At 41.9% G+C, this 24,273-nt stretch carries 27 protein-coding genes and 1 pseudogene; 19 read left to right on the top strand and 9 right to left on the bottom strand.

The genetic code is table 11. The annotated features are described in order from the left end of the window. The first annotated feature begins 74 nt into the window (after positions 1–74). The 3 genes from AC3ISE_RS21575 to AC3ISE_RS21565 all read left to right on the top strand — a co-directional run bounded on the left by AC3ISE_RS21575 (position 75) and on the right by AC3ISE_RS21565 (position 3,954). A complete protein-coding gene (locus AC3ISE_RS21575) occupies positions 75–1,454 on the top strand; it encodes a sucrose-specific PTS transporter subunit IIBC (protein ID WP_489222551.1) in 1,380 nt (459 codons plus the stop codon). A 96-nt stretch (positions 1,455–1,550) separates the two neighbouring features. Continuing rightward, entirely contained in the window at positions 1,551–2,501 is a 951-nt protein-coding gene (locus AC3ISE_RS21570) for a carbohydrate kinase family protein (RefSeq protein ID WP_489222550.1), read from the top strand. A 7-nt stretch (positions 2,502–2,508) separates the two neighbouring features. Beyond that, positions 2,509–3,954 carry a glycoside hydrolase family 32 protein gene (locus AC3ISE_RS21565; RefSeq protein ID WP_489222549.1) on the top strand — a complete coding sequence of 482 codons (1,446 nt, stop codon included), beginning with the start codon at positions 2,509–2,511 and terminating at the stop codon, positions 3,952–3,954. A gap of 323 nt (positions 3,955–4,277) precedes the next feature. Here AC3ISE_RS21565 and AC3ISE_RS21560 read toward each other — a convergent pair whose 3' ends face one another. Continuing rightward, positions 4,278–5,093: a bifunctional hydroxymethylpyrimidine kinase/phosphomethylpyrimidine kinase gene (locus tag AC3ISE_RS21560; protein WP_070878815.1), complete on the bottom strand. Its 816-nt coding sequence runs from the start codon at positions 5,091–5,093 to the stop codon at positions 4,278–4,280. Positions 5,094–5,253: 160 nt separating this feature from the next. Between AC3ISE_RS21560 and AC3ISE_RS21555 the strand changes: the two genes are divergently transcribed. Then, entirely contained in the window at positions 5,254–5,826 is a 573-nt protein-coding gene (locus tag AC3ISE_RS21555; protein ID WP_489222548.1) for a TetR/AcrR family transcriptional regulator, read from the top strand. A 49-nt stretch (positions 5,827–5,875) separates the two neighbouring features. Further along, on the top strand, positions 5,876–6,805 hold the full coding sequence (locus AC3ISE_RS21550) for an SDR family NAD(P)-dependent oxidoreductase (RefSeq protein ID WP_489222547.1): 930 nt from the start codon (positions 5,876–5,878) through the stop codon (positions 6,803–6,805). On the opposite strand, the gene AC3ISE_RS21545 is transcribed toward AC3ISE_RS21550, so the two are convergent. After that, positions 6,806–7,534 carry a L,D-transpeptidase gene (locus tag AC3ISE_RS21545; protein WP_489222546.1) on the bottom strand — a complete coding sequence of 243 codons (729 nt, stop codon included), beginning with the start codon at positions 7,532–7,534 and terminating at the stop codon, positions 6,806–6,808. Between the two features lie 332 nt (positions 7,535–7,866). Continuing rightward, the gene (locus AC3ISE_RS21540) at positions 7,867–8,184 is read right to left on the bottom strand and encodes a YflT domain-containing protein (RefSeq protein ID WP_070878811.1); all 318 of its coding nucleotides are present in this window, start codon (positions 8,182–8,184) and stop codon (positions 7,867–7,869) included. Between the two features lie 166 nt (positions 8,185–8,350). Between AC3ISE_RS21540 and AC3ISE_RS21535 the strand changes: the two genes are divergently transcribed. The 4 genes from AC3ISE_RS21535 (at position 8,351) to AC3ISE_RS21520 (ending at position 11,030) form a co-directional block, all read left to right on the top strand. After that, the gene (locus tag AC3ISE_RS21535) at positions 8,351–9,151 is read left to right on the top strand and encodes a glycosyltransferase family 2 protein (protein WP_489222545.1); all 801 of its coding nucleotides are present in this window, start codon (positions 8,351–8,353) and stop codon (positions 9,149–9,151) included. 101 nt (positions 9,152–9,252) lie between these two features. Further along, positions 9,253–10,017: an SDR family NAD(P)-dependent oxidoreductase gene (locus tag AC3ISE_RS21530; RefSeq protein ID WP_489222544.1), complete on the top strand. Its 765-nt coding sequence runs from the start codon at positions 9,253–9,255 to the stop codon at positions 10,015–10,017. Positions 10,018–10,034: 17 nt separating this feature from the next. Next, the gene (locus tag AC3ISE_RS21525; protein WP_070878808.1) at positions 10,035–10,337 is read left to right on the top strand and encodes an ArsR/SmtB family transcription factor; all 303 of its coding nucleotides are present in this window, start codon (positions 10,035–10,037) and stop codon (positions 10,335–10,337) included. A 21-nt stretch (positions 10,338–10,358) separates the two neighbouring features. Next, positions 10,359–11,030, top strand: coding sequence for a uracil-DNA glycosylase (locus AC3ISE_RS21520; RefSeq protein WP_489222543.1), 672 nt, complete (start codon positions 10,359–10,361; stop codon positions 11,028–11,030). A gap of 35 nt (positions 11,031–11,065) precedes the next feature. Here AC3ISE_RS21520 and AC3ISE_RS21515 read toward each other — a convergent pair whose 3' ends face one another. Continuing rightward, positions 11,066–11,272 (bottom strand): hypothetical protein, encoded by a 207-nt coding sequence (locus AC3ISE_RS21515; protein ID WP_489222542.1) that lies wholly within the window; start codon positions 11,270–11,272, stop codon positions 11,066–11,068. A gap of 108 nt (positions 11,273–11,380) precedes the next feature. Further along, positions 11,381–11,728 carry a YflT domain-containing protein gene (locus AC3ISE_RS21510; protein WP_070878930.1) on the bottom strand — a complete coding sequence of 116 codons (348 nt, stop codon included), beginning with the start codon at positions 11,726–11,728 and terminating at the stop codon, positions 11,381–11,383. Between the two features lie 356 nt (positions 11,729–12,084). On the opposite strand from AC3ISE_RS21510, the gene AC3ISE_RS21505 reads away from it, so the two are divergent. The 3 genes from AC3ISE_RS21505 (at position 12,085) to AC3ISE_RS21495 (ending at position 13,515) form a co-directional block, all read left to right on the top strand. Beyond that, entirely contained in the window at positions 12,085–12,366 is a 282-nt protein-coding gene (locus AC3ISE_RS21505; protein WP_489222541.1) for a YwdI family protein, read from the top strand. A gap of 115 nt (positions 12,367–12,481) precedes the next feature. Then, positions 12,482–12,853 carry a DUF423 domain-containing protein gene (locus tag AC3ISE_RS21500; RefSeq protein WP_070878805.1) on the top strand — a complete coding sequence of 124 codons (372 nt, stop codon included), beginning with the start codon at positions 12,482–12,484 and terminating at the stop codon, positions 12,851–12,853. Between the two features lie 236 nt (positions 12,854–13,089). Then, positions 13,090–13,515 carry a hypothetical protein gene (locus AC3ISE_RS21495; RefSeq protein WP_489222540.1) on the top strand — a complete coding sequence of 142 codons (426 nt, stop codon included), beginning with the start codon at positions 13,090–13,092 and terminating at the stop codon, positions 13,513–13,515. Between the two features lie 191 nt (positions 13,516–13,706). Here AC3ISE_RS21495 and gerQ read toward each other — a convergent pair whose 3' ends face one another. The 3 genes and pseudogenes from gerQ to hemQ all read right to left on the bottom strand — a co-directional run bounded on the left by gerQ (position 13,707) and on the right by hemQ (position 15,259). Continuing rightward, the gene (gene gerQ, locus AC3ISE_RS21490; protein ID WP_489222539.1) at positions 13,707–14,147 is read right to left on the bottom strand and encodes a spore coat protein GerQ; all 441 of its coding nucleotides are present in this window, start codon (positions 14,145–14,147) and stop codon (positions 13,707–13,709) included. A gap of 26 nt (positions 14,148–14,173) precedes the next feature. Further along, positions 14,174–14,296, bottom strand: a pseudogene (locus tag AC3ISE_RS21485) (cell wall hydrolase); the annotation flags it as partial. A 219-nt stretch (positions 14,297–14,515) separates the two neighbouring features. Further along, the gene (gene hemQ, locus AC3ISE_RS21480) at positions 14,516–15,259 is read right to left on the bottom strand and encodes a hydrogen peroxide-dependent heme synthase (protein ID WP_070878802.1); all 744 of its coding nucleotides are present in this window, start codon (positions 15,257–15,259) and stop codon (positions 14,516–14,518) included. A gap of 249 nt (positions 15,260–15,508) precedes the next feature. Between hemQ and pta the strand changes: the two genes are divergently transcribed. Both pta and lipL read left to right on the top strand, forming a co-directional pair. Next, positions 15,509–16,480 (top strand): phosphate acetyltransferase, encoded by a 972-nt coding sequence (gene pta / locus AC3ISE_RS21475; protein ID WP_070878801.1) that lies wholly within the window; start codon positions 15,509–15,511, stop codon positions 16,478–16,480. 109 nt (positions 16,481–16,589) lie between these two features. Beyond that, positions 16,590–17,432 carry an octanoyl-[GcvH]:protein N-octanoyltransferase gene (lipL, locus tag AC3ISE_RS21470; protein WP_489222538.1) on the top strand — a complete coding sequence of 281 codons (843 nt, stop codon included), beginning with the start codon at positions 16,590–16,592 and terminating at the stop codon, positions 17,430–17,432. 553 nt (positions 17,433–17,985) lie between these two features. On the opposite strand, the gene AC3ISE_RS21465 is transcribed toward lipL, so the two are convergent. Continuing rightward, positions 17,986–18,732 (bottom strand): RsfA family transcriptional regulator, encoded by a 747-nt coding sequence (locus AC3ISE_RS21465; protein WP_154318400.1) that lies wholly within the window; start codon positions 18,730–18,732, stop codon positions 17,986–17,988. Between the two features lie 318 nt (positions 18,733–19,050). On the opposite strand from AC3ISE_RS21465, the gene AC3ISE_RS21460 reads away from it, so the two are divergent. The 5 genes from AC3ISE_RS21460 (at position 19,051) to AC3ISE_RS21440 (ending at position 24,273) form a co-directional block, all read left to right on the top strand. Further along, positions 19,051–19,275, top strand: coding sequence for a YuzB family protein (locus AC3ISE_RS21460; RefSeq protein WP_070878799.1), 225 nt, complete (start codon positions 19,051–19,053; stop codon positions 19,273–19,275). Positions 19,276–19,400: 125 nt separating this feature from the next. Beyond that, entirely contained in the window at positions 19,401–20,705 is a 1,305-nt protein-coding gene (locus AC3ISE_RS21455; RefSeq protein WP_489224408.1) for an HD domain-containing protein, read from the top strand. 45 nt (positions 20,706–20,750) lie between these two features. Then, positions 20,751–21,257, top strand: coding sequence for a YwgA family protein (locus tag AC3ISE_RS21450; RefSeq protein WP_489222537.1), 507 nt, complete (start codon positions 20,751–20,753; stop codon positions 21,255–21,257). Positions 21,258–21,877: 620 nt separating this feature from the next. After that, positions 21,878–22,846 carry a LacI family DNA-binding transcriptional regulator gene (locus AC3ISE_RS21445; protein ID WP_489222536.1) on the top strand — a complete coding sequence of 323 codons (969 nt, stop codon included), beginning with the start codon at positions 21,878–21,880 and terminating at the stop codon, positions 22,844–22,846. A 59-nt stretch (positions 22,847–22,905) separates the two neighbouring features. Then, positions 22,906–24,273, top strand: a complete 1,368-nt coding sequence (locus AC3ISE_RS21440; RefSeq protein ID WP_489222535.1) for an ABC transporter substrate-binding protein — start codon at positions 22,906–22,908, stop codon at positions 24,271–24,273.

The raw sequence follows: 24,273 nt of genomic DNA, 5'->3' as shown, positions 1-24,273 counted from the left end.
ATCAATGGAGAAACTCTGTCTATGATACCTTTATAAGTTTTAGGTCTTTTTTCTATTATAAAGGAGGATTAACAATGAATTATAAAGACACAGCAGAAAAAATTGTTCCGCTGCTCGGCGGAAAAGAAAATATCATTAGTGCCACCCACTGTGCTACAAGGCTCCGTTTGGTTTTGCAGGATGAAAGCAAAGCCGATAAAGCAGAAATAGAAGAGGTTGAAGGGGTTAAAGGCGCATTCGCAAGTTCCGGGCAATTTCAAATTATTTTCGGTACAGGGAATGTGAATAAAGTCTATGAACAGCTGCAGCCAATGATCGGAAGGATAGAAACAGATACTGTATCGCATGCTGAAGCAGTGAAGCAAAAAATGAATCCATTTGCCCGATTTGCAAAAACACTGTCGAATATCTTCGTTCCGATCATTCCGGCAATTGTAGCAAGCGGTTTATTAATGGGTCTGCTTGGAATGATGAAAGCATTTGAGTGGGTCAGTACAGACAGTCCATTTATTGTTTTGCTTGATATGTTCTCAAGTGCAGCATTTATCATACTGCCGATTCTAATTGGTGTCAGCGCATCCCGCGAGTTTGGAGCAAACCCCTATTTAGGGGCAGTCATCGGGGGGATTCTAACACACCCTGCCCTTCTGAATCCGTGGGGACTGGCTGAAGCGAAGCCAGAGTATTTGAACTTTGCGGGACTGGATATCGCTATGCTTGGCTATCAGGGAACCGTTATTCCAATTCTTCTTGCTGTATATATGATGAGCAAAATTGAGAAAGGGCTACGCAAGATTGTACCTAACTCGATTGACTTGCTTGTCACACCATTTTTGACAATTATCTCAACAGGTTTTATCGCTTTAATTGCTATTGGCCCTATTGGCCGCGGATTAGGAACTCTGATTACAAATACGTTAACTTACGTATATGATACAGCTGGTTTTATGGCGGGGCTTATCTTTGGCGGAACCTATTCTTTAATCGTACTGACAGGTGTTCATCACAGCTTTCATGCCATTGAAGCAGGGCTTCTTGCCGATCTTGGGAAGAACTATCTCCTTCCGATCTGGTCAATGGCAAACGTTGCTCAGGGCGGAGCGGGACTCGCCGTTTTCTTCATGACAAAGCGCGCGAAAACAAAAGGAATTGCACTGCCTGGAGCATTCTCGGCATTCTTGGGAATTACCGAGCCGGTTATTTTCGGAGTCAACTTACGCTACAGAAATCCATTTATTGGAGGTATGATTGGCGGAGCACTTGGCGGGGCATATGTTGTCTTTACGAATGTTGCGGCAAATGCGTATGGATTAACGGGTATTCCGATGATTGCCATTGTTGCTCCATTCGGAACATCGGCGATCATTAATTATCTGATCGGATTCGTAATTGCCGTAGCGGGTGCCTTCATTGCAACACTGCTTCTTGGATTAAAAGAAGAAGAGACTAAGTAGGACTTGCTATTTAAAAGAAGAATTAAGTAAGCTATAACTAAAAATCAGGCAGTTTGATGTCTGATTTTTCTTTCACTCGAGAGGAGAGCTGCATCCATGAAAAAAGGGATTATCAGTTTAGGAGAGGCATTAATCGATTTTATACCAGTAGATTCGGATAATTTGATCTATCAAAAAAGTCCGGGGGGCGCGCCTGCAAACGTTGCAGTTGGTTTAGCGAGACTTGGAGCTGATTCAGCTTTTCTTGGAAAAGTGGGAAATGACGTACTCGGGACTTTTTTAAAAGATACTTTAGACTCTTACGGGGTTCATACAAATCATATGATGCTTTCAGATGAAGCGAAAACAGGTGCTGTATTTATTACATTGGCTGAAAATGGAGAGCGTTCGTTTGATTTTTATATCAATCCAAGTGCAGACCGGTTTTTGAAAAGGGAAGAACTGAACGAATCGCTGTTTGAAGACAGTAAAATCCTTCACTACGGTTCAATTTCTATGATCAGCGAGCCTTCTAGAAGTGCGACGATCAAAGCTGTTGAGCTTGCCAGAAAGAACAGAATGATTGTTTCATATGATCCCAATTTAAGATTGAGCTTATGGGAAAACGAAGAAGCTTCACGTGAAACTATCCTATCTATGTTTGACTCTGCCGATTTAATCAAGATTTCAGAAGAGGAACTTGAATTTTTAACGGGAGAAGCAACGATTGAAAAAGGGGTAGAAAAGCTCTCCGCTTATAACATTCCATTGTTGCTTGTAACACTGGGAAGCGAAGGAAGCTATGCGTTTACACAGAATGTGTCTGCAAGAATTCATGCAATGCAGGTTAATGCAGTTGACACAACTGGTGCTGGAGATGCTTTCGTGTCAGGTGTTTTATATAAATTAAATGAGTATGAGGGAAATCTAGCCTCTCTAACGGAGAAGGATTTACAGGACATCGGCCGGTTTGCAAGTGTTTCAGGAGGACTTGCTGCATCGGTCAAAGGAGCCATGACAGCATTGCCTACACTAGAAGAGGTTCAAGGCATTCTCAGAAACTCGTAAAGGAGAGATGGACGTGAAAAACCGTGATTCAGAGTTAAAAAAAGCTGCTTATCATGAGGCTGAGGCAAGCCGGGAAACGGTTGAGAGCGATCCTTATCGGCTGAAGCATCATATTATGCCTCCTGTCGGACTTCTTAACGATCCGAACGGCTTTATTCAGTGGAAGGGGATTTACCATCTTTTCTATCAATGGATGCCGTTTAAAACAGGACATGGAGCAAAGTTCTGGGGGCATTATAGTTCAAGCGACCTTGTGAATTGGAAACATGAACCGATTGCTCTGGCTCCAAGTGAGTGGTATGAAAAGGATGGGTGCTACTCAGGCAGTGCTATTGCAGCTTTTGATAAACTTCATCTGTTCTACACCGGAAATGTGAAGGATGAAAATGGTGATAGGGAGACCTATCAATGCCTTGCCGTCTCAGAGGACGGTATCCATTTTAATAAAAAAGGCGTTGTAGCTGAACTTCCGGACGGCTATACGGCCCACTTTCGCGATCCAAAGGTGTGGGAGCATGAAGGCAAATGGTATATGGTTGTTGGAGCTCAAACAAAAGAGCTGGTCGGCCGTGCGGCGCTTTTCTCCTCTATGGATCTTTATAATTGGGAGTACCTGGGCGATGCTGCCGGTTCCAAAACCGGTAAGCTTGATGAGTTCGGCTATATGTGGGAATGTCCTGACTTGTTTCATCTTAACGGGAAAGATGTACTGATTGTTTCTCCTCAAGGTTTGGAGCCGGAAGGAATTCTTTATCAGAACGTTTATCAATCAGGCTACTTTGTTGGGGAGCTTGATTACAAGACGGCAAAATTAAATCATGGTGAGTTCACTGAGCTTGACAGAGGCTTTGATTTTTATGCTCCGCAAACGACGGTTGATGAAAAGGGCAGACGCTTATTAATTGCCTGGATGAGTGTGCCAGATCAAGATGAGGACAAGCATCCGACCATAGCAAACAAGTGGATTCACACTATGACATTTCCGAGGAAATTGTCGATAAAAGGTGAAAAATTGGTGCAGGAGCCTGTCGAAGAATTAAAAGCTCTCCGAAAAAATGAACAGATGCTTGAAAATGTAAAGGCAGTAAATGAAGAAGTTCATATACATGAAGCAGAGGGTGCTGTTTATGAACTGATCATGGATCGTATAAAAGTAGAAGACTCTTTTAAAATCTCTATTAAAAAGAATGCTGAATTGCATTATTCACGCAGAGACAGGCTGTTTACATTAACTAGAATCAGTTATGCTGACGGACTGCCTGAATCAAGAAAATGCCGATTGGCAGAGCTGACCAAGCTTCAAGTATTTGTAGATACATCATCGATTGAAATTTTTATAAATAATGGTGAAGAAGTATTTACGGCGAGAGTATTCCCGGATGCTGAAGACCGAAGCATTGTCTTTTCTTCAGAAGGAGAAACGGTATTTGATTTGAAGAAATGGGATTTGTAATAGAATGGATGGCTGCCTATTTAATGGCGGCTTTTTTTATTTAGGAATATATGAAATAGTCGATTTGAGTATAATTGCTTAACAATAATAGCATTGGGTGAGCTGAAAAAGTGCATCATCTAGGAAGGTTTAAAGTCAGTTCCAACAGGCAGATCCAGAAAAAAATGAAAAAGCCGGTCATCAAGGACCGGCTCAATTTAAGAGAGAAAAAGAATAAAATTTAGCGCTTCGATGGCTAGCGGAATCGCCAATAAAAGCAAAAACTCCTTTATTGTCGGATCTTTATCTGTCATGCCTGCGCTAAACAGGCACTTCCACTTTTCTTATTCGCTTTCGTATAAACGCAATGCAGCGTGGTTTGTCGGCCCAACGTACTCGTTAAGAGGGAAGGAATGACGAATGGCTGCTGTAATAAATTGTTTAGCTGTATAAATGGCTTCTTTAACAGATGCACCTTTTGCAAGTTCCGCCGTAATCGCAGCTGAATATGTGCAGCCTGCACCGTGTGTATAAGAAGTATCGATACGCTCGCCTTCAAGAATCTGAAATTCTGTTCCATCATAAAGAACGTCCACTGCTTTTTCATGCTGAAGCTTTCCGCCGCCTTTTACAAGCACGAATTTAGCGCCCAAATCATAAATTTTGACTGCCGCTTCCTTCATCTGATCAACTGTTGTAATGGTTCCGATGCCGCTTAATTGGCCAGCTTCAAATAAGTTTGGAGTAACAACAGTGGCAAGCGGTGTAAGGATTTCGCGCAAGGCATCCGCAAGGTCGGGATACAGTACTTCGTCCGCTCCTTTACATACCATAACAGGATCCACTACTACGTTTTGAAGGTTATTCTTTTTTATCGTTTCTGCAGCAAGTTTAATGATATCTACAGTTGGAAGCATGCCTGTTTTCATGGCATCCACACCGATACCTTCTACGATGGTTGCTGCCTGGGCTTTAATAGTATCTAATTCCACGGGAAATACTTGATGATGCCACTCATTGGCCGGGTCCATCGCTACAACGACTGTTAAAGCAGTCATGCCATATACTCCGCGCTCTTGAAATGTTTTTAAATCTGCCTGAATACCAGCACCGCCGCTGCTATCTGATCCAGCAAATGTTAAGGCTTTTTTCATTGTCATAAGTATGTGTACCTCCATCCAGGTGATTGAAAACGAATCTTACACAGCTATTATAACAATTTAGAAAAAGGTTAGCCATTGATGCGAAATAGGTTGCAAAATGGATAAGATACCCATATACTTTTATTGAACAGTGGTTAAATAAAGGGCGGTGATACATATGGCAGCAAGAAGAGCAGTCGATCAAGAACTTACGCGGGAATCCATCATGCATGCTGCGCATCAATTATTTAATGAAAAAGGCTATCAGAACGTTTCCATGAGACAAATCGCCAAAGAGCTGAATTACAGTCACGGAGCTATCTACTATCATTTTAAAAACAAGGCTGAGCTTTTTTATGCACTGGTTAAGGCAGATTTCACTCTCCTGGATGAAAAATTGATGAATGTTTTGGACCAAGAAGAACTGAGCAATAAAGGAAAAACTAAAAAAATACTCGAGAGCTACATTGAATTCGGCTTGAGAAATCAAAGCCAATATGAACTCATGTTTTTAACGAAAGATGAAGAGGTTATCAGCTATATGATTCATGAGCCTAATGCGAGCTACGATCAATTTGCTCAAGCCATTTATGCGTTATCCGGTAAGCAGCTTTCAGCAAATGTCATTTGGTCTGTCTTTTTGTCCCTTCATGGATTTGTCACGCATTATTGCAAGACAGGGATGACATTTGAAGAGGTGGAGCCTCTGGTGAAGGCACATGTTCTTTTTCTAATGAAGGGGTTATCTTAATTTTTTGTCTTTAATTGAACGATGGTTAATAAAGGGGAGGAGAATAAAAATGAATGCAATTGTTTTTGGGGCATCAGGCGGAATGGGTTATGCACTTGTCATGGAGCTTGTCAGCAGAGGGATTGATGTTACAGCTTTTGCGAGAAATGATCAAAAGTTAAAAAAACTTTTTGGCCATATAAAGGAAGTGAGGATTCATCAAGGTGATGCGATGAACCCTGATGAAGTCGCAGAGGCATGCAGGAAGAAAGAATTCATTTTTCACAGCATTAATATTCCTTATCCTGAATGGGCCGATGGACACCCGCGTATTATGCAAAACTTGCTGCAGGCTGTTAAACAGGAAAATTCACGTTTCATACTTGCAGACAACATATACGCCTATGGAAGACAATCAGAGGCTGTCACTGAAGCTGCCTCCAAGGACCCGCATACAAAAAAGGGGAAAATAAGACTTCATCTTGAACAGATGGTGAAGTCGGCTGAAATTCCTTATCTCATTCTTCATTTTCCGGATTATTATGGTCCAAAAGCTGAAAATACCTATATCCATTATACGCTTAATCAGATGCTGCAAAATCGCACCTCTCAATTTGTAGGGTCTTTAGACCTTGAGAGAGAATATATTTATACTCCTGACGGTGCAAAAGCTGCGGTTGAACTTGCCCTCACTCCACATGCTTATCAGCAAAATTGGAACATTCCTGGAGCGGGCACAATGACTGGAAATGAGTTCGTTGAAATGGTGCGCGACGCAACTGGCTACAGTAAAAAAGTGATAACGGTAAAAAAAGGCATGATTTCCTTCATCGGTCTTTTCGACAAAATGATGAAGGAATCGGTTGAAATGATGTATTTAACAGAAAAACCGGTTTATTTATCTGGATCCAAATATGAAAAAGAAATTGGTCCGCTTCCAAGAACGCCATATGACAAAGGGATAAGAGCAGTCATTTCCTCCATGCAAAAAACTAGCTAGTCAGCTGGTTTTTGGGGGACACGAAACATCCATTTTTATATGAATATCAGGAAAATAGATACGGCCCTGTATTTTACTTTTTATACAGTTTAAAGGATCTTCTTCTTCAGGTTCCGGTGCTGCTGGTTTTGGCTTTTCAACAGGTTCGGGAGCAGGTTTTTCTTCAGCAGGAGGCTCCGGTTTCTTTTCTTCTTCAACTGGTGCTGAATCTGCGGGTACAGTATTTGGATAGTTGTTTGCAGCAGCTATTGCTTCAAAGGATTGATTTGAATGAAGAATGATAACAGAGGTGCCTGTGTGTACTAGGTCGAATAAATAGCGGATTTCTTCATTATGCATACGAATGCAGCCGGCGCTGGCATAAGTTCCGATGGAATTTGGATTGCTGTTTCCATGAATGGCATAGGTCGTTCCATTGGTGCCCAGAGCATGAAGACCGAGCCATCTGTCTCCGAGCGGATTTCTGCTGTCGCCCCCTGGAATCTTGTCTTTGTAATAAGGACGATTTTTAATCTTGTTTACAATTGGAAATGTTCCTTCCGGGGTAAACGAATTATCTCTCCCTGTTGCGACATTAAATACTTTAACAAGCTGTCCGCTGTCAAAAAATGCGAGTTTATTCGTGCTTTTGTTAATGATAATCAGCTGAGGTACAGCATCTGCTTTAGCAGGTGCGGAAAAGGATGCAAATAAGAAAAGAGCGGCAAACAGCATGAACCATTTTTTCATTTCTCTCTAGTCCCCTTTTATTTAGTAGCAGAAAAGTCAAACCCGGACTTTTCTGCCGGATTCTTATCTGTCATGCCTGAGCTAAACAGGCAGCTCCGCTTTTCTGATTACAAGAAAAGATTACCAGACAAAGACTGAGGAACATGTAGAATCTTCTTGTCGAAAGCTGACAATGAAAGAAATTACTATTTTTAATCCTTTCACAGCATAAGACGGGAAGAGGAGTAAAATTGTTCCATGAATCATCATGAAATATAAAAAAGGCGGGTCTCATGAGACATGAGACCCGCCTATACATCTATATTAGTAGGGGGAAATATAGATTGTATGAATTATTGGTGTGCTACGATAACTACTTTGCCTTTATCAAGCTCTTCTTCCATATGAGCTGCTTCGTTCTCTGTTAAGCCCAGAGAAACCATTTTTGAGCGAAGCTCATCTCCGCGTGAACGGAATACGTTTTTCATTGATGAAAAGACGCCTTGTTCTGATACGCCGACACTTTCAGTATCTGTACCGGAAGTGAGATGCTTTGAGCGGTTCGGGTCATGTGCGAATAAATAAATATCGTCTTTCACAAACCCTTCAACTTCAAGGTGATTGATTTTTTCTGTTGCTTGAACACCATTTTCAACTACAAATGTTTTCATTTTAATCTCTCTCCTTATGTTTGTTGATAGTTAATAAATACCCAATGTACAAACTTTAAAAACACAGAATTTCATAAATGGGTCTAAAGGTCCAGCCTAGAGAAATCTTTTCCTTTTTATGTTTTAATGAGCAGTAGAAATATACAAAGAAATGAGGAGATCTCTATTGCGTGTTTCAGTCGTTATTGTAACGTATAACCGTCTATATCCTCTTGCTGAGCTTTTGGAATCAATTGCCCGTCAAACATACCTTCCGCATGAAATTATTATTGTGAACGACGGAGGAGAACCGGCAGACTCTTTAACAGCTGCTTATGATGATCTGCCGATTCGGATGATTAATCTAGAAGAAAATACAGGACATGTTCATGCACGGAATACCGGAGTATTTCAGGCAGAGGGCGACGCCATTATGCTATGTGATGATGATGATTATTTCGCCCCGGAGCATATTGAAAGAATGGTGCATGAATTGACAGATGCACATCTGGTATATTCAGATGTTGAGATTGTCGAGTTTGAAGTGCAAAATAACGTTCGTGTGCCTGTAAGCCGCAGATTATTCGCCTATACATATGATGCTGAAGAGATGAGGCGCTTCTCAACGTTTGTGCCATCAGGAAGCTTGTACCTAAAAGAGGTGCATCAGTCGATTGGATATTATGATCCGGAGGTTCATAATTATTGGGACTGGGATTTCTTTTTAAGGGTTTCAGAAAAATTTCAAGTTAAGCGGGTTCCTGTGGCAAGCGTTATTTATGCTTTTTCTGATACAGGCAATCATCAATCCGCAGCTCTTAATGAAAGAAGACAATCTTACCTTGAAAAGCTAAGTGAGAAGCATCAATTGGGAGAGCTTCCTCAAAAAAACTTCTTTGTTTTATTAGAGGAACCCGAGTTAAAGGCGAGAGAAGCGCTGAGCTTGCTTGTCTGGGACGGGAAGCCGATGATACCCAGAATAACCTGACTCCTGCTGCGGCGGGAGTTTTCTTATGTTTACAAAGAAGCCACCTCCATGATACTATATGTTTAAACATTTAAACAAATAAACCAAAGGGAGTTTTATAGATGAAAACCGTTTTAATTACAGGTGCATCAGATGGAATTGGAAGAGAGCTTGCTTATAAGTATGCGCAGGATGGGTACCGTCTAATCTTGACGGCAAGAAACGAAATGAAACTGATGAAACTTGCAGGCGAACTGAAAAATACGAAAGCAATCGTCAAAGCCAAGGACTTAAGTGATATGAACCAGATTCATGAGTTGTTTCAGGAATTGCAGGAGGAAAAGATTCAGGTTGACGTTTTAGTGAACAATGTCGGCTTTGGTTTATATGGGGATTTTAAAAACACGTCCGCTATAGATGAGCTGAACATGATTGATTTGAACGTCAAATCCATTACACTGCTAACGAAATTGTTTTTGCCTGATATGATTTCAAAAAAATCGGGTCAGGTTTTAAATGTTGCCTCCTCTGCCGCTTTTCAGCCAGGACCATTGATGGCTGTGTATTACGCGACAAAAGCTTATGTGTTATCATTTAGTGAAGCAATTGAAAATGAACTGAAAGGCACTGGTGTATCAGTCTCCGTTTTATGTCCCGGCCCTACTAAAACCAGCTTCAGCGAACGTGCCAGCCTTGGACAATCCAAGCTCTTTAAAAGTGGAGTAATGGATGTGAAAACTGTTGCTGATGCGGCATATGAAGGGATGAAAAAAGGACAGACGCTGATTATTCCAGGCTTTAAAAATAAGATTCTTGCAGCAGCTGTACGATTCATGCCGCGGAAAACAGTAACAGGCATTGTGCGGAAAACGCAAGAACGCGCGTAAGAAAGGTGTGAAGCAAAATGGGAGACCAAGCCATTGATACATTTCGTTCATGCATCCCATTATTCCATGCTCTCGGGGATCCAGCGAGACAGGATATTATTCTTTTATTAGCAGAAACAGAACGTCTGACTGTGAATGAAATTGCCGATCAGTCCAGGCTTTCAAGACCAGCCATTTCCCACCATCTTAAAATCTTGAAGGATCAGGGATTGGTAAGCATTGAACAGCAGGGGACGAAAAGGTTTTATTCATTAGCACTTGAAGATTCCGTTACACTGCTGAAAAAATTAATAATATTAGTAGAAGAAACCTGTATTTAACCTCGGAAAGGGTGGGAACAGATGAAACAGCTGCTTCATGACGGCTGGTGGACATGGCTCAAGCCGGAATTTGAAAAACCCTATTATCAGAGGCTGAGAGAATTTCTGAAGACAGAATATGAAACAGAGACGATCTATCCAGATATGGAAGATCTGTTTAACGCACTGCAATTCACTTCTTATGAAGATGTAAAAGTCGTGATCCTTGGCCAGGATCCATATCATGGACCAAATCAGGCTCACGGACTCAGCTTCTCTGTTCAGGAAGGAGTCAAACTTCCGCCATCGCTCCGCAATATTTTTCTTGAACTGAAAGACGACCTTGGATACGATCCTCCAAATCATGGATCACTTGAAAAATGGGCCAAGCAGGGTGTGCTGCTATTGAATACGGTTTTGACAGTGAGAAAAGGGCAAGCAGCCTCACATAAAGGGCAAGGCTGGGAAACGTTCACAAATCGCATTATTGAGCTTCTGAATGAGCGTGAACTGCCAGTTGTGTTTATATTATGGGGAAAGCATGCAGCAGAAAAGAAATCACTGATTGATACAGACAAGCATATTGTGATTCAATCGCCTCATCCAAGTCCTTTTTCCGCCAGAAAAGGGTTCTTTGGTAGCAAGCCGTTTTCAAGAGCGAACGAAGCACTCAAGGAAATGGGCCGGAAGGATATTGACTGGGAAATAAAATAAAAAAGAGGAGGTGCGGACTAAACTGCACCTCCTCTTTACTGAAGAGATAAGAAAGTAGAAGATTTTGAGCATCGATGGCGAGCGGAAGCGCTCAGGCTCCTCGGCCAGAACGGCTCATTCAGCAAAGGCAAAAGCGCCTTCACTGTCGAATCCTTTTCTGTCTGTCGGAGCTTGCCGGGCGCTTCCGCTTTTCTTAAGAGATAAGAAAGTATCCAAACTTGCGCATTGATGTCTAGCTCCATCGCCCAACTCCTCGGCCAGAAAGGATTCGACAGTAAAGGCAAAAAGCGCCTTTTCTGTCGAATCCTTATCTGTCTGTCGGAGCTAAACGGGCGCTTCCGCTTTTCTTATTAAACCCAGCCCGTTACACGCTCATGATCTGTAACAAGCAACAAGATTTTACCTTCATCAAGCTTTTCTTCATAGCGTTCTGCTTCTGCTGAGCTGAATCCGACTTCCTCTAATTTTGTGCGAAGCTCATCGCCCTTTTTGCTGAAAATGTTGCCGACCGCACTTCCAAGACCTAATTCAGAGATGCCGATCGTATTTGCTTCAGCGTTGTTTGCTACACGGTTTGTGCGCTCATCATCATGTGAGAGAATATAAATGTCGTGCTTGTCGACACCTTTGCTTTTCAGTTCCATCACGTCATTTTTCAATAATTCGTCATTTGTATATTCTTTTACAGCTGGTTTCATTTTCATTCACTCTCCTTTTAGGTTTCATAGTAATTAAATAGCACGAATCGTACCTAGTTAAACCTCTTTTTTTGCAGGTGATGTTCTGTAACTTTGATATAATAGACTGCAAGGACAAGAATAAAGGCAGGATATAAAGATGAAGAATCAACAGATTAACTGCTTAAAATGCACGCATTACTATGTCACCTGGGACAGGAATTTTCCAAACGGCTGCAGGGCTTACGGGTTTAAATCTGCTGCAAGACCTTCCGTAACCGTGCTAAAATCATCAGGTGAATCCTGTTTGAAATACACACAAAAAAGATAATGTGTCATGCGATACAGAAATACCAAGTAATGAAGGAGCGATAAGGATGGATATACATATTTCAAAGCTGCTTGCGAAAATGGAAAAGGAAATTCACCGTGCGATGCACGGTTCAAGTGATTCAGAAGTAAGAGAGAGACTGCTTGCTGTGAAAACACTCTGTGATCTGGTGCTGGAAGAGCAGGCGGAAGAACGCTATGAACCAAAGCAGCAGCCCTCTCATAATCAAGTGGATGCTCTCCAGCTGCAAAAAATGATGGGGACATCCAATTTGGGCAAGAAAAAAGAAGAAGACGGCGTGAACGGCGATTCTATTTTTGATTTTTAAATCCTTCAAAGATTTTGAACATCTGTTGACGAATCCGCTGTCTGTCTTGATTTAAAGAAATGATAGGGTAAGATGAAAACTAGAGGCTGATTTTTAAATCGAGGAGAAGATAATCATGAAACTATTTTTAATACTAGCTGCAGCAAACGCTTTTCTGGCCGTTGCATTAGGCGCATTCGGAGCTCACGGTCTTGAAGGGAAAGTACCTGAAAAATACTTGAAAATCTGGCAGACGGGCGTCACCTATCAAATGTTTCATGCGGGAGGCTTATTCGTGATTGCCTTTTTAATCGACAAACTTCCTCAGGCAGGCATGCTGACTTGGGCCGGCTGGCTCATGTTTATCGGCATTCTCTTATTTTCCGGAAGCCTGTACGTTTTAACCGTTACTCAAATCAGTGTGCTCGGTGCGATCACACCGCTCGGCGGCCTGTCCTTTTTAATTGCCTGGGTAATGATGATCATCGCAGTTGTGAAGTTTTTATAGAATGAATGGGGGAGTCCTTTAGAGGGCTCTTTTTTATTTTTCTTTAATAAAGTTTAAAATCTCCAATTAATAGATCTGTTTCGATAACAAAATATAAAATTCGATAATATTCATTATCAGAATCTGACGCTAGTGAGGAGAATCGCAGTCATAGTCAAGAGAGTTTCACCTTGGAATCTCTTATTCCAACCGCACAATACATGGTAAAATAGGGAAAAAGAAGGGCGGGATGTAATGTGAAGAAGGTACTTTTGATTTTAGGAAGTTTAATGATTTTATCTGGTGTACTGGGTGCATTAAATCATCTATCACTTATTTTTAAGTCGCTTAAAGAAGAACTTGGTGAATACGGGAGTCCATCTTCTATAATGATCTGGCAGTACATTCCATCCTTCACGATCTACGTCACATTACTTGCAGCCGGCAGCCTATTGCTCGGTCTAGCAGCTTTATTGAAACAGCAAGAGAAGCGCAATGTTCTGATGGAACACCTGATCGATGCTGTGAAAGCAAATGAGGTTCAGAAAGTACAGCCAGCTGCTGAACCCGCTTCTGATATTGAAAAGCAGACACTTGCCCTGTTTCAAAGCAGAACCGGGCGTGATCCTGAAGAAACCCCGGATGATCCCGGTGAAGATGAACGCTACTACTGGAAGGGATGAGACATTCATAAGATAAGCGCAAGCACCCTGTTAACTAAAGGATCCGGCAGGTATGGATCCGCCAGAAAAGGCGCTTTTTGCCAATACTTGCGAAGCCGTTTTATCCGAGGAGCCTGAGCGATTCCACTCGCCATCGAAGCGCTCTTATCTCTTAAAAAAGAGCATACATTAAATGTATGCCCGGTGCCGCGTTATCTAGGAGGAGAAGAAGCCATATCATAAGGATAATAATAGGCAATTTCCTCATCAAATGTAATATAGTCTAAATAAACCATTAACAGCAGGTATCTTTTCGATGTTTTTTGATCGCTTAAAATAATATGATCTCGCCCTGCGGCTTCGATGACGCCTTTAAAGATCTTAGAGTTCCACTCTTTGCTGGCTTCAAACGTCATATAGATGGTTGCTACTTTCCCTCGATTTAAACGCAGTATATTTTCAATGTACGATTCCTCTAGCGGGAGCATGCCGCCCTGTGCCTGAGTGGGAGTCTGCTGCATCCCCTGCATCCCCTGCATTCCCTGACCGCCGCCCTGCTGGGGATATCCAAATTGCGGCTGCTGCTGCCGGTAATCATAACCGGTTCCATAAGGATTGAAGCCTGCTCCAAACTGATTGAACGATGAATTCATGTTGTACCTCCTTAAGTAGAAAAAAATTAATAAACGTCAGGACAATTTGATCGAGTCGGCGAAAAGAAACAGTGTGCTTTGAACCTTCCCGTATTCGGCTGGTTATACCAGGTGCCCGGACAATCTCCGTAAGGTCTGAAAAACCATAGGTTCGGCCCGGATCAGCCGGGCAAGCAGCTCCACTTCCTTTGATGTATAGGGAATCACTCCCATGTCATCACCTGCCTTATGAAAAAAACATCTGGTTGTATAAGGTGACTAGATGTAGAAAATTCAATCTCACTCATTTATAGGTATGTATGGAAAGGCTGTGTTATGCCATAAAAAAAGCCCTTGCCGACTTTGGCAAGAGCTTCAATAATCTTTCATTAAATATGAAAATATCCGTACAATTTATCGGCAGGAAGAATGTTTCCTACAAAGAATGTGCCAAATTCGCCGTAGCGTGCACTGACCTCATCAAAACGCATTTCATAAACAAGTTTTTTGAACTGAAGCACGTCATCAGAGAATAGCGTGACACCCCATTCAAAATCATCAAAACCGACAGATCCAGTAATGATCTGCTTTACTTTTCCTGCGTATTGACGGCCGATCATGCCGTGGCTGCGCATCAGGCTTTTGCGCTCATCCATTGGGAGCATATACCAGTTATCTTCGCCATTGCGGCGTTTATCCATCGGATAGAAGCAGACATGCTTTGCTTCTGGAAGAGATGGATAGAGACGGGCAAGCACTTGCGGATTTTGGTATGGATCTTCACCTGCAGGCAAGTAGTTGCTGAGCTCCACAACAGATACATAGGAATATGTAGGAAGAGTATAATCAGCAAGCTTCGATTTATTAAACTCTGTTTCAATAACATTTAACTCTTCCATAGTAGGGCGCAGAATCATCAGCATAAAGTCAGCTTTTTGTCCGACAATCGAATATAGTGCCTGGCTGCCTTGCTTTTGATCTTCAGCAATTCCCCATTTTTCAAGCAAACCCTGAAACTCATAAATTGCTGCTTGACGCTCGTCACTGCTTACCGTTTTCCAAAGCGCCCAGTTCATTGCGCGGAAGTCATGTAAACAATACCAGCCATCTAACGTTTGTGCAGCTTCACTCATATAAGTTCACTCCGTTTCATCATTCTTAAATACCTTTTAACTATACCATAGTTTGTCCATTCCATAATGGAAACAGCCTTCATTGTCCATATTAAAAAGATAGTACATGTGTTTAGATGTTAGTTAATTTAGAAAATAAAGAATTTAAGTTGTAAGCGCTCTATCAGTCCGCGGCTGTTTGAATTTGCCTGTAAGTGGAGTATCCTTAAACATAGAGCAATGGTTTTTAACTAATTAGGAGGTTTTTTAATGTCTGATTTATTTACTCTTTTAAAAGAAAAAGTAACTGGAAAAGAGCTTAAAATTGTTTTTCCTGAAGGAACGGATGAGCGCATTCTGACGGCTGCAAACCGTTTGGCAGGAGAAGGAATCCTTAAGCCTATTCTTGTCGGCAGCAATGACGATATTACGAAAAAAGCAAATGAACTGAACCTTACATTAGATGGCGTAGAAATTTATGATCCAAAAACATTTGAAGGCATGAAAGAGCTTGTTCAATCTTTCGTAGAACGAAGAAAAGGCAAAGCGACAGAAGAACAGGCACAAAAAATTCTGCTTGATGAAAACTACTTCGGAACGATGCTTGTGTACACAGGACAAGCTCACGGCTTAGTAAGCGGTGCAGCTCATTCAACAGCAGACACCGTGCGCCCGGCGCTTCAAATCATCAAAACAAAAGAAGGAATCAAGAAAACATCTGGCGTCTTCATCATGGTTCGCGGCGATGAGAAATATGTATTTGCAGACTGTGCAATCAATATTTCACCAGACAGCCAGGATCTTGCTGAAATTGCCATCGAAAGTGCAAAAACAGCTGATATGTTTGATATCGAACCAAGAGTGGCTATGCTTAGCTTCTCAACAAAAGGCTCTGCAAAATCACCTGAAACAGAGCGCGTAGCAGAAGCGGTAAAAATCGCAAAAGAAATGGAGCCTAACCTTGTTTTAGATGGTGAGTTCCAATTTGACGCTGCATTTGTACCCTCAGTTGCAAAATCAAAAGCACCGGACTCAGTCATCAAAGGCGATGCAAACGTATTTGTTTTCCCAAGTCTTGAAGCAGGAAACATCGGATACAAAATTGCACAGCGCTTAGGCAACTTTGAAGCAGTCGGACCGATTCTTCAAGGCTTGAATGCACCTGTGAACGATCTTTCACGCGGATGTAATGCTGAGGATGTTTATAAGTTAGCATTGATTACTGCAGGACAAGCGGTTTAATAGTAAGAATGGGAGACAGCCGGGTTTGGCTGTCTCTTTTTCTGCCTCTATATTTCCATTCGTTCATGCTATAATAAACTTGTTTATAAACTCGAGGGAGTCCATCAACATGTCATTTGAAACCTTATTAAAACAAGATGAATGGAAGATTGTCGATCAGTCCAGCCTCGGACCTCATTTCGATGCGAGACAGTCCTTTGCGATGGATGATACGTTATGTGCTGCGGTCGGGAACGGCACTTCTCCTGCAACGGCCCGGACATGGGTTCATCACAAAACAATTGTGCTTGGCATACAAGACACGAAACTTCCATATTTACAGGACGGAATCTCTTATTTAAAAGAACAGGGGTATCGCGTAATCGTCCGGAATTCAGGCGGCCTCGCTGTTGTTCTAGATGAAGGGGTTCTTAATATATCACTGATTTTTCCTGAAACTGAAAAAGGAATTGATATCAATCGCGGCTATGATACGATGTGGGATCTGATTAAGCGGATGCTTGCGGGCTATGGTACTGAGATAGAAGCACGAGAAATTACAGGGTCTTATTGCCCTGGCAGCTATGACTTAAGCATAGGCGGAAAAAAATTCGCCGGGATTTCACAGCGGAGACTGCGCGGCGGAATCGCTGTTCAAATTTATCTCTGTGCTGACGGCAGCGGAGCTGAGAGGGCGGAGCTTATACGAAGATTTTATGAGCTTGCGAAAAAAGGCGAGCCGACGAAGCTTGTTTATCCTGAAATCGTTCCAGAAACAATGGCATCCTTGAGCGAATTGCTTGATGACGAAATCAACGTTCAAACGCTCATGCTTTCATTTTTGCAAACCTTGAAGGAGCTGAGCGGCAGAATATACGCAGCTTCGCTGTCAGTCGATGAGCAGGTGCTGTTTGAAAAAAATCTGCTTCGCATGTACGACCGGAATGAAAAAGTGTTTGGGACATTTCAATAAGCGGTGGGTATCCCTAAAAAGCAGGCAGGAGGATTCTCCTTGCCTGCTTTTTTAGTGTTATTGGAAGCTGGTGTCTCTAGACGATCGCAATGAGATGATCAAATATGAAAAATCTTCCCTTAGTTCGTGACGAATACGTCTTTTTAGAGCACTAATCGTTCCTCTCCGTCCTTCGTTTGTGCAGTAAGCGCGCTTTTGGAGCATTTACATTTTCACGCCATTTAGAGTAAGTGCTGTAAAGCCCTTTTAAGAGCACTTGCGCTTCCTCACCGTTCGGGGTTTGTGCAGTAAACATCGTCTAAGAGCACTTACGCTCCTTCACCACCAATAGTTTGTGCTCCAAAAACGTCTTTGAAGTACTTTCTACTCTAGAGTCTTTCAATACATGATGTCCCCGAGATGTGTACTCAACTAAAAAAAGATGCCAGTATAGGCATCCTTTTTTGAAATCGAAGAGTAAATATTTCTGCGCTTCGATGTCTAGCTCCAGCGCCCAACTCCTCGGCCAGAACGGATCTGCCATGCCTGCGCTAAACGGGCGCTTGCGCTTTTCTTATTCAGCTAACTTTTCCAAATTTCCATTCCGGTCCATTTTGAACTTCGTAGCCGGACGCTCTTCTTCCTCAAATAAAACTAGTTTTCTTGCACGGTTCATAATCTTCATTAATGTTTCATAATCTTCTTGAACCATAACAGTATCCTGTTCAAGCTGAGAAACCTTTACGGCCAGATCCTGATTGCGTCTTGAAAGCTCATAGTTTTCGCGTTTCAATCTCTCATTCTCAAGTTTTAAGGCATTGACATGTTCATTGTTCGAAGAATAAGATTCTAAAAATGCGATAACCTGGTTCATTGTGAGATCGGCAGATGCGGCAGGTGTTCTGCGCGCAGTATATGGAATTTCATAGGTCTCTTCTTGATAGACTTCCTCTTTGTAGACAGGGTGAGTGACTGCAGGCAATTCTTCGTTATCAGTCTCAAAAGCTTCAACTTCAGTCATTACCGGTGCTGCTTCTGACTCCGGCGGTGAATACAGCAATTGCTTTTTGGCAGGCTGTCCCTTGCCGGTTGCTCTCATTTTTTGCTTGCGCTGTTTTTTTGCCAGCTGAAGTGCTTTTTCATAGTTATGTCTGACAACTGCGTTCCAGCGGAAACCGCAGGCTGCTGATGTACGATTGAGTTTGTCTCCAACTTCTTCAAATGCGTTTAGCTGTGTGCTTCCTTCGCGAACGTGGCGGAGCACGGTTTCAGCTAATAATAAATCATCTTCTTCTGACCAGGCATCTTGTCTTTGCTTCATGGTCTCAACTCCCTTTTTAGTTATAAAGTTCCTGAGCTTGGATGGCAAGTGGAATCGCCGGCTCCTCGAGTAGAATCAGGCTGAGCATGGCAATCCGCTTTTCTTAGATAGATAGTTGTGTATTTTCCTGTTATCATTTTGACCAGAAACACTGGGCTTTATACAAAAATATTAGAAGGATACTAGATTTTCCTTCCATTTTTTTCTTTTGGCTATAATAGAAGTTATTTCCCCCGGCTTGCAATGAAGATCGATTAACGGTAAAATACCAAATAGTGTTTGAACGTGATTTAACAGAAGGAAAGGGTTGTAAATAAGGTGGCAAATGAATTCAGAATATGCGACGATTGCCAGGCAACCAACATTAAGACGTTGCTCCCCCGCCTGAAAAAAGTTGATCCCGAAGCGAAAATTGATATCGGGTGTCAATCATACTGCGGTCCGGGAAGAAAAAAATCGTTTGCATTTGTAAATAATCGTCCGCTCTCAGCACCAAATGAGGACGAATTGATCGTGAAGATTGAAACAAAAATCAGTAAATAATATCACCATTGGCTCATTATGCAGTGGTGATTTTTTTATCCAGCTAACTTCAGAAAAAAAGTGGTTGTTTGCGTCGAAATAGAATCGATATAATGGAAACAAGTCAAGATGGAAGAGGGAAAGCGATGGCCTATCGGAGCGGGAAGTTATCTGAGGAAAAAGTATTCAAAGATCCTGTTCACAGATACATTCATGTACGGGACAAGCTGATCTGGGATTTAATTGGAACGAAAGAATTTCAAAGGCTCCGCAGAATCCGTCAATTAGGGACGACCTATTTAGTTTTCCACGGAGCAGAGCACAGCCGTTTTAATCATTCTTTAGGAGTCTATGAAATTGTACGGAGAATTGTAGATGATGTGTTTAAAGGGCGTCCTGAATGGAATGAGGATGACCGTCTGCTTTCGCTTTGTGCGGCACTTCTGCATGATCTGGGACACGGTCCGTTCTCGCATTCTTTTGAAAAAGTGTTTCATTTGGATCATGAAAAGTTCACGCGTGACATTCTTGTGGGAGACACCGAAGTAAACGAAGTGCTCCGGCGCATGGGCGACGATTTTCCGAAGAAGGTATCGGAGGTCATCGCCAAAACATATGAAAATAAACAAGTTGTAAGTCTTATTTCAAGCCAGATTGATGCCGACCGCATGGACTACCTGCAGCGCGATGCCTATTTTACAGGAGTCAGTTATGGCCATTTTGATATGGAGCGGATTCTGAGGGTGATGAGGCCCCGCGAGGATCAGGTCGTGATTAAGCAAAGCGGCATGCATGCTGTCGAGGATTACATAATGAGCCGCTACCAGATGTATTGGCAGGTGTATTTCCATCCGGTGACCCGCAGTGCAGAGGTCATATTGACGAAAATCCTTCACCGGGCGAAACAGCTGCATAAAGATTACTACACCTTCAAACAGGATCCCATTCACTTTTACTCCATTTTTGAAGATGAAGTGACAACACATGATTATCTGAAATTGGATGAGTCCGTTGTTCTGTACTATTTTCAGCAGTGGCAGGAGGAGGAAGATCCTATATTGAGAGATCTTTGTTCAAGATTCATGAACCGGAATCTGTTTCAATATGCCGAGTTTAATCCGGCAGCCACAATGGAGATGAAAAAGCTGATGGAGCTTACGACCCTCTTTAAAAAAGCAGGCATCGATCCAGACTATTACTTAGTTGTTGATTCATCTTCAGATCTTCCTTATGACTTCTATCGTCCGGGAGAGGAAGAGGAGCGGCTGCCAATTCACTTGCAGCTGCCGAATGGAGACCTGCGCGAGCTTTCCCGCCAGTCTGAAATTGTAGATGCGATTTCCGGAAAACGCAGAACAGACCATAAGCTGTATTTTCCATTAGATCTCATTCAAGATATGTCAGCAAAACGAACGGCCAAGAAACGGATTTTGGAATTGTTAAATTTATAAAAAGAGAGAGATAGTGTGAAAATACAAGGTTAGGAGTGTTGGGGTTTGCTTAACGAACACGCAAAGCTGATGAAGGTGTTCTCTTCATCAGGAGAAATTACCGGACGGAAAAAGCTGCAGAAGATGATCTACATTGCCAAAAAGATCAATCTTCCTTTTTATGAAAAGTACGACTTTCACTTTTACGGGCCTTATTCGGAGGAGCTTACTCTCAGAATTGAAGAGCTTTGCAATTTAGGTTTTTTAAATGAAATGCATGAGAAAAAGGGCGGCTACTTTCAATATCGCTACTCCCTGACAGAAACGGGCGAGGAATTTTTAACTCATTACGAACTCGAGATGCCTCCGCTTAAAGAGTGCATGGAAGATTTGAACAGTCAATCAGCAAGATTCCTTGAACTTGTATCTACGGTTCTATTCTTCGACACTCTAGAAAAAGAAGAAGTGATGGAGAAGGTATTTACCCTGAAGAGCAAGCAGAAGTACACAGAAGAAGAAATTGAACAGGCTTATGCGTACATAGAGTCAATTCGTACAAAGGTTGTTCAATAAGAAGATTCCGCGGTCTATATTGGCTGCGGGATTTTTTTGTGCATTCTGGGTCAAACCTTGCTTATAGCAGAGATAGCTGCTTTATTAGCCAAAACATCGAGCAGAAGTAAACGTTTTTCTAGCTGAAACCTGGAAGGAAAGGCACTGGAATATTATTAAGAAAAGCTGGTATTTCTAAATAACATGACGTCCCATGGGGAGAATCAGGTGGATAACCTATGATTCCTCCAATTTGATTTTTCCGCAGGAAAGAGGAATCAAACCCCCGCAATGATTCCTCTATTTTGGATTTTGTGTAGGAAAGTGGAATCAAACGTATGCAATGATTCCTTTAATTTCGTTTTTGCGGAGTAAGGTGGAATCAAACCCCCGTAATGATTCCTCCAACCCAAAGCCATTGAAATGCAACCGTTTGCGCTTTCATAATCTTGCAAAATTTTTTATTTTCCCTATTGTAATCGTTTTCAAACCGGAATATAATAAATCCATTGAAACGTTTCGATAAACTTTCTGAATTTTTTTTGAATTCGAATTGAAACGTTTCAATATTCTTTTAACTGCTATTGAAACGTTTCAATACATAATTCAATAGAGTGGTTAATTTCCTAAGGGGGGAGCTCTTGGTTACTCTAAAAGATGTCGCAAAGCGGGCAAATGTGAGTTTGTCTACTGCCTCTTATTCAATGAATGGCAGTCCGCTGATCACGAATGAAACTAGACAAAAGGTACTGACTGCAGCAGAAGAGATTGGCTATCGTCCGAATGGAATGGCGAAAAATCTCAAGACGAAGAAAACAAACATCATCGGTTTATTCTTAAGCGGCTTCACGGGACCATTTTTTAATGACATGGTTGAAGGAATTCAGGATGTTGTGATGGAGAATGGCTACGAACTGGTTGTATGTGCATCAGTTGAAACACATCGTTTGCTTGTAGAACGCTATGTGGATGGAGCTATTATCTTAAACTATCATATGGAAGATCAGCTGCTGCAAACCTTGGCAAACGAAAAAATGCCGTTTGTGGTGATGGATCGTGAAATTCAAAATCCCTATATAAAGAACATTGTGCTTCCTAACCATGAAGGAGCAAAAATGATTGTCGACTACTTGGTTCAAAAGGGACATGCCCGAATAGGCTTTGTAGGCGGTTCAGAGGAATCTTATGACGGGGAAACACGTTTAACGGGATTTATGAAAGCGCTGAGCAAGCATGGCATGGTGCTTGAGGAGTCAGATTTAATCAGGGCAGATTTCACGGAAGAGAGCGGATATACAGAGATGAAAGCTTATATGGAGATGAAATCTTCCATTCCATCTGCATTTGTCTGTGCCAATGATGAAATGGCGATGGGGGCGATCCGGGCAGCAAGAGAAAATGGGATAAAGGTTCCTGAAGAGCTTGCAATAACAGGATTCGATGATATCTTTGTATCGCGCCATTTCACCCCGTCTCTTACAACTGTGAAAGTACCGAGAAAAGAATGGGGAACCATCGCTGCTCAAACATTGTTTAAAATGCTGAACAAAGATTTTGACTATACCCCTGAAGGATTGAAAGTTGAATTGATGACAAGAAATTCAGGATGAGAAGTCACCGCTGTGCCCGCAAACATGATTATAAAAATGAAAAGGGAGTGAAGTTTCACATGAAAAAGCTTGTTTCCTTATTAGCCATTATGACCTTAGTGTTCACGCTTGCCGCATGTAATTCAGACAAAGCCTCAACAGATAAAAAGGAATCAGATAAAGAGCAGATCACGTTATCTTACGCGAACTGGACACTTGGGACTGAAGAAGAGCAGAACTTAGAAAGAGTCATGATTAAAGAGTTTGAAAAGAAAAACCCGAATATCAAAATTAAAATTGACGAGTCAATCTCTACAACGGATTGGAACGGTACATTGTCAGCAGCAGCAAGCGGAGGGAAAATGCCGGATGTGTTTATGCTTGCACAAATCCCGCTTCCTTTATCAAACGACTGGTTAATGGATTTAACAGAAATGACTTCAAAGGATGAGGATTTCAAAAAGATTCCGGAAGTGATTCAACAGTCCGCTACTTACAGTGACAAGGTATATGCGCTTCCATATGCCCAGCATTTTCTTGGATATTTAGTGAATAAAGACCTGTTCAATGAAGCAAACCTTGATTACCCAGAATACGGCGCTTCGTTTGACGAATTTATGAGTGCAATAAAAGATGTTACGAACATCAATAATGGCGTTGCCGGCATCAACCACCCATTCTCTATTCCAGATTGGTATCCATCAGCAGTAAATGAGGATCTTGGCTGGTACACATATAAAGATGGCGAATATCAGCTTGACAGCAAAGAGTTTATTAACGGTGTGAATATCGCAAAAGAGATGAATGCAAACGGCTATGCTTATGAAACATTGACGGATGACCAAAAAGCGAAATTCAAAGGCGAAAATCCGGAAGAGGTCTGGATGCAAGGGCAGGTTGCAGTTAAGTGGGATGGAACCTGGGGAACAGGAAACTTAACTCAAAACGCAAGCTTTGAATGGGATTTCATCGGCATTCCAGGAGGAAGAACGATTGTAACAAATGACTTCCTTGGAATCTCCAAATCAACGAAGCATGCTAAAGAGGCGTACGAATTTTCAAAATGGATGTCTTTTGGCAAAGAGGGCTTTATGAAACGCCTTGAGCTGGTTGAAAAAGAAGACAAAGCACTGAATACATTGCCTGTAACAAGTGATGAAGAAGTTTTAGAAGCTTACTTTGAGCTGAACGAAGTACCAGGTATCCGTACAGCTTATGAAAACCTTGATAACGCCATCGTTGAACCGGTTAAAACGGTCCCTGGATTTGTTGAATCAAGATGGGAAGCTCCAACTGGCATTAAAGCAGGAGAAAATGCAAATGCAACAATCGGACAGATGATTGACAGCTTCTGGAAGGGTGAGCTGAAAGTAGAAGATTATGCAAAACAGCTTGATGAACTTGCAGATCAAAAGAGCAAAGAAGCAATAGATGCACTAAATAAATAA

This window comes from Metabacillus sp. KH_069 (assembly GCF_057838075.1).
The sequence above is the reverse complement of the archived record's forward strand: the minus strand, read 5'-3'. Positions and strand labels throughout refer to the sequence as shown.

Coding starts and splice junctions, on each gene's coding strand:
- AC3ISE_RS21565 (WP_489222549.1), top strand. CDS start 2,509: ATGGACGTGAAAAACCGTGATTCAGAGTTAAAAAAAGCTGCTTATCAT.
- AC3ISE_RS21555 (WP_489222548.1), top strand. CDS start 5,254: ATGGCAGCAAGAAGAGCAGTCGATCAAGAACTTACGCGGGAATCCATC.
- AC3ISE_RS21575 (WP_489222551.1), top strand. CDS start 75: ATGAATTATAAAGACACAGCAGAAAAAATTGTTCCGCTGCTCGGCGGA.
- AC3ISE_RS21570 (WP_489222550.1), top strand. CDS start 1,551: ATGAAAAAAGGGATTATCAGTTTAGGAGAGGCATTAATCGATTTTATA.
- AC3ISE_RS21500 (WP_070878805.1), top strand. CDS start 12,482: ATGAAACTATTTTTAATACTAGCTGCAGCAAACGCTTTTCTGGCCGTT.
- AC3ISE_RS21440 (WP_489222535.1), top strand. CDS start 22,906: ATGAAAAAGCTTGTTTCCTTATTAGCCATTATGACCTTAGTGTTCACG.
- gerQ (WP_489222539.1), bottom strand. CDS start 14,147: ATGAATTCATCGTTCAATCAGTTTGGAGCAGGCTTCAATCCTTATGGA.
- AC3ISE_RS21520 (WP_489222543.1), top strand. CDS start 10,359: ATGAAACAGCTGCTTCATGACGGCTGGTGGACATGGCTCAAGCCGGAA.
- pta (WP_070878801.1), top strand. CDS start 15,509: ATGTCTGATTTATTTACTCTTTTAAAAGAAAAAGTAACTGGAAAAGAG.
- AC3ISE_RS21530 (WP_489222544.1), top strand. CDS start 9,253: ATGAAAACCGTTTTAATTACAGGTGCATCAGATGGAATTGGAAGAGAG.
- AC3ISE_RS21545 (WP_489222546.1), bottom strand. CDS start 7,534: ATGAAAAAATGGTTCATGCTGTTTGCCGCTCTTTTCTTATTTGCATCC.
- AC3ISE_RS21465 (WP_154318400.1), bottom strand. CDS start 18,732: ATGAAGCAAAGACAAGATGCCTGGTCAGAAGAAGATGATTTATTATTA.
- AC3ISE_RS21550 (WP_489222547.1), top strand. CDS start 5,876: ATGAATGCAATTGTTTTTGGGGCATCAGGCGGAATGGGTTATGCACTT.
- hemQ (WP_070878802.1), bottom strand. CDS start 15,259: ATGAGTGAAGCTGCACAAACGTTAGATGGCTGGTATTGTTTACATGAC.
- lipL (WP_489222538.1), top strand. CDS start 16,590: ATGTCATTTGAAACCTTATTAAAACAAGATGAATGGAAGATTGTCGAT.
- AC3ISE_RS21560 (WP_070878815.1), bottom strand. CDS start 5,093: ATGACAATGAAAAAAGCCTTAACATTTGCTGGATCAGATAGCAGCGGC.
- AC3ISE_RS21510 (WP_070878930.1), bottom strand. CDS start 11,728: ATGAAACCAGCTGTAAAAGAATATACAAATGACGAATTATTGAAAAAT.
- AC3ISE_RS21515 (WP_489222542.1), bottom strand. CDS start 11,272: ATGGAGCTAGACATCAATGCGCAAGTTTGGATACTTTCTTATCTCTTA.
- AC3ISE_RS21505 (WP_489222541.1), top strand. CDS start 12,085: ATGGATATACATATTTCAAAGCTGCTTGCGAAAATGGAAAAGGAAATT.
- AC3ISE_RS21525 (WP_070878808.1), top strand. CDS start 10,035: ATGGGAGACCAAGCCATTGATACATTTCGTTCATGCATCCCATTATTC.
- AC3ISE_RS21455 (WP_489224408.1), top strand. CDS start 19,401: ATGGCCTATCGGAGCGGGAAGTTATCTGAGGAAAAAGTATTCAAAGAT.
- AC3ISE_RS21540 (WP_070878811.1), bottom strand. CDS start 8,184: ATGAAAACATTTGTAGTTGAAAATGGTGTTCAAGCAACAGAAAAAATC.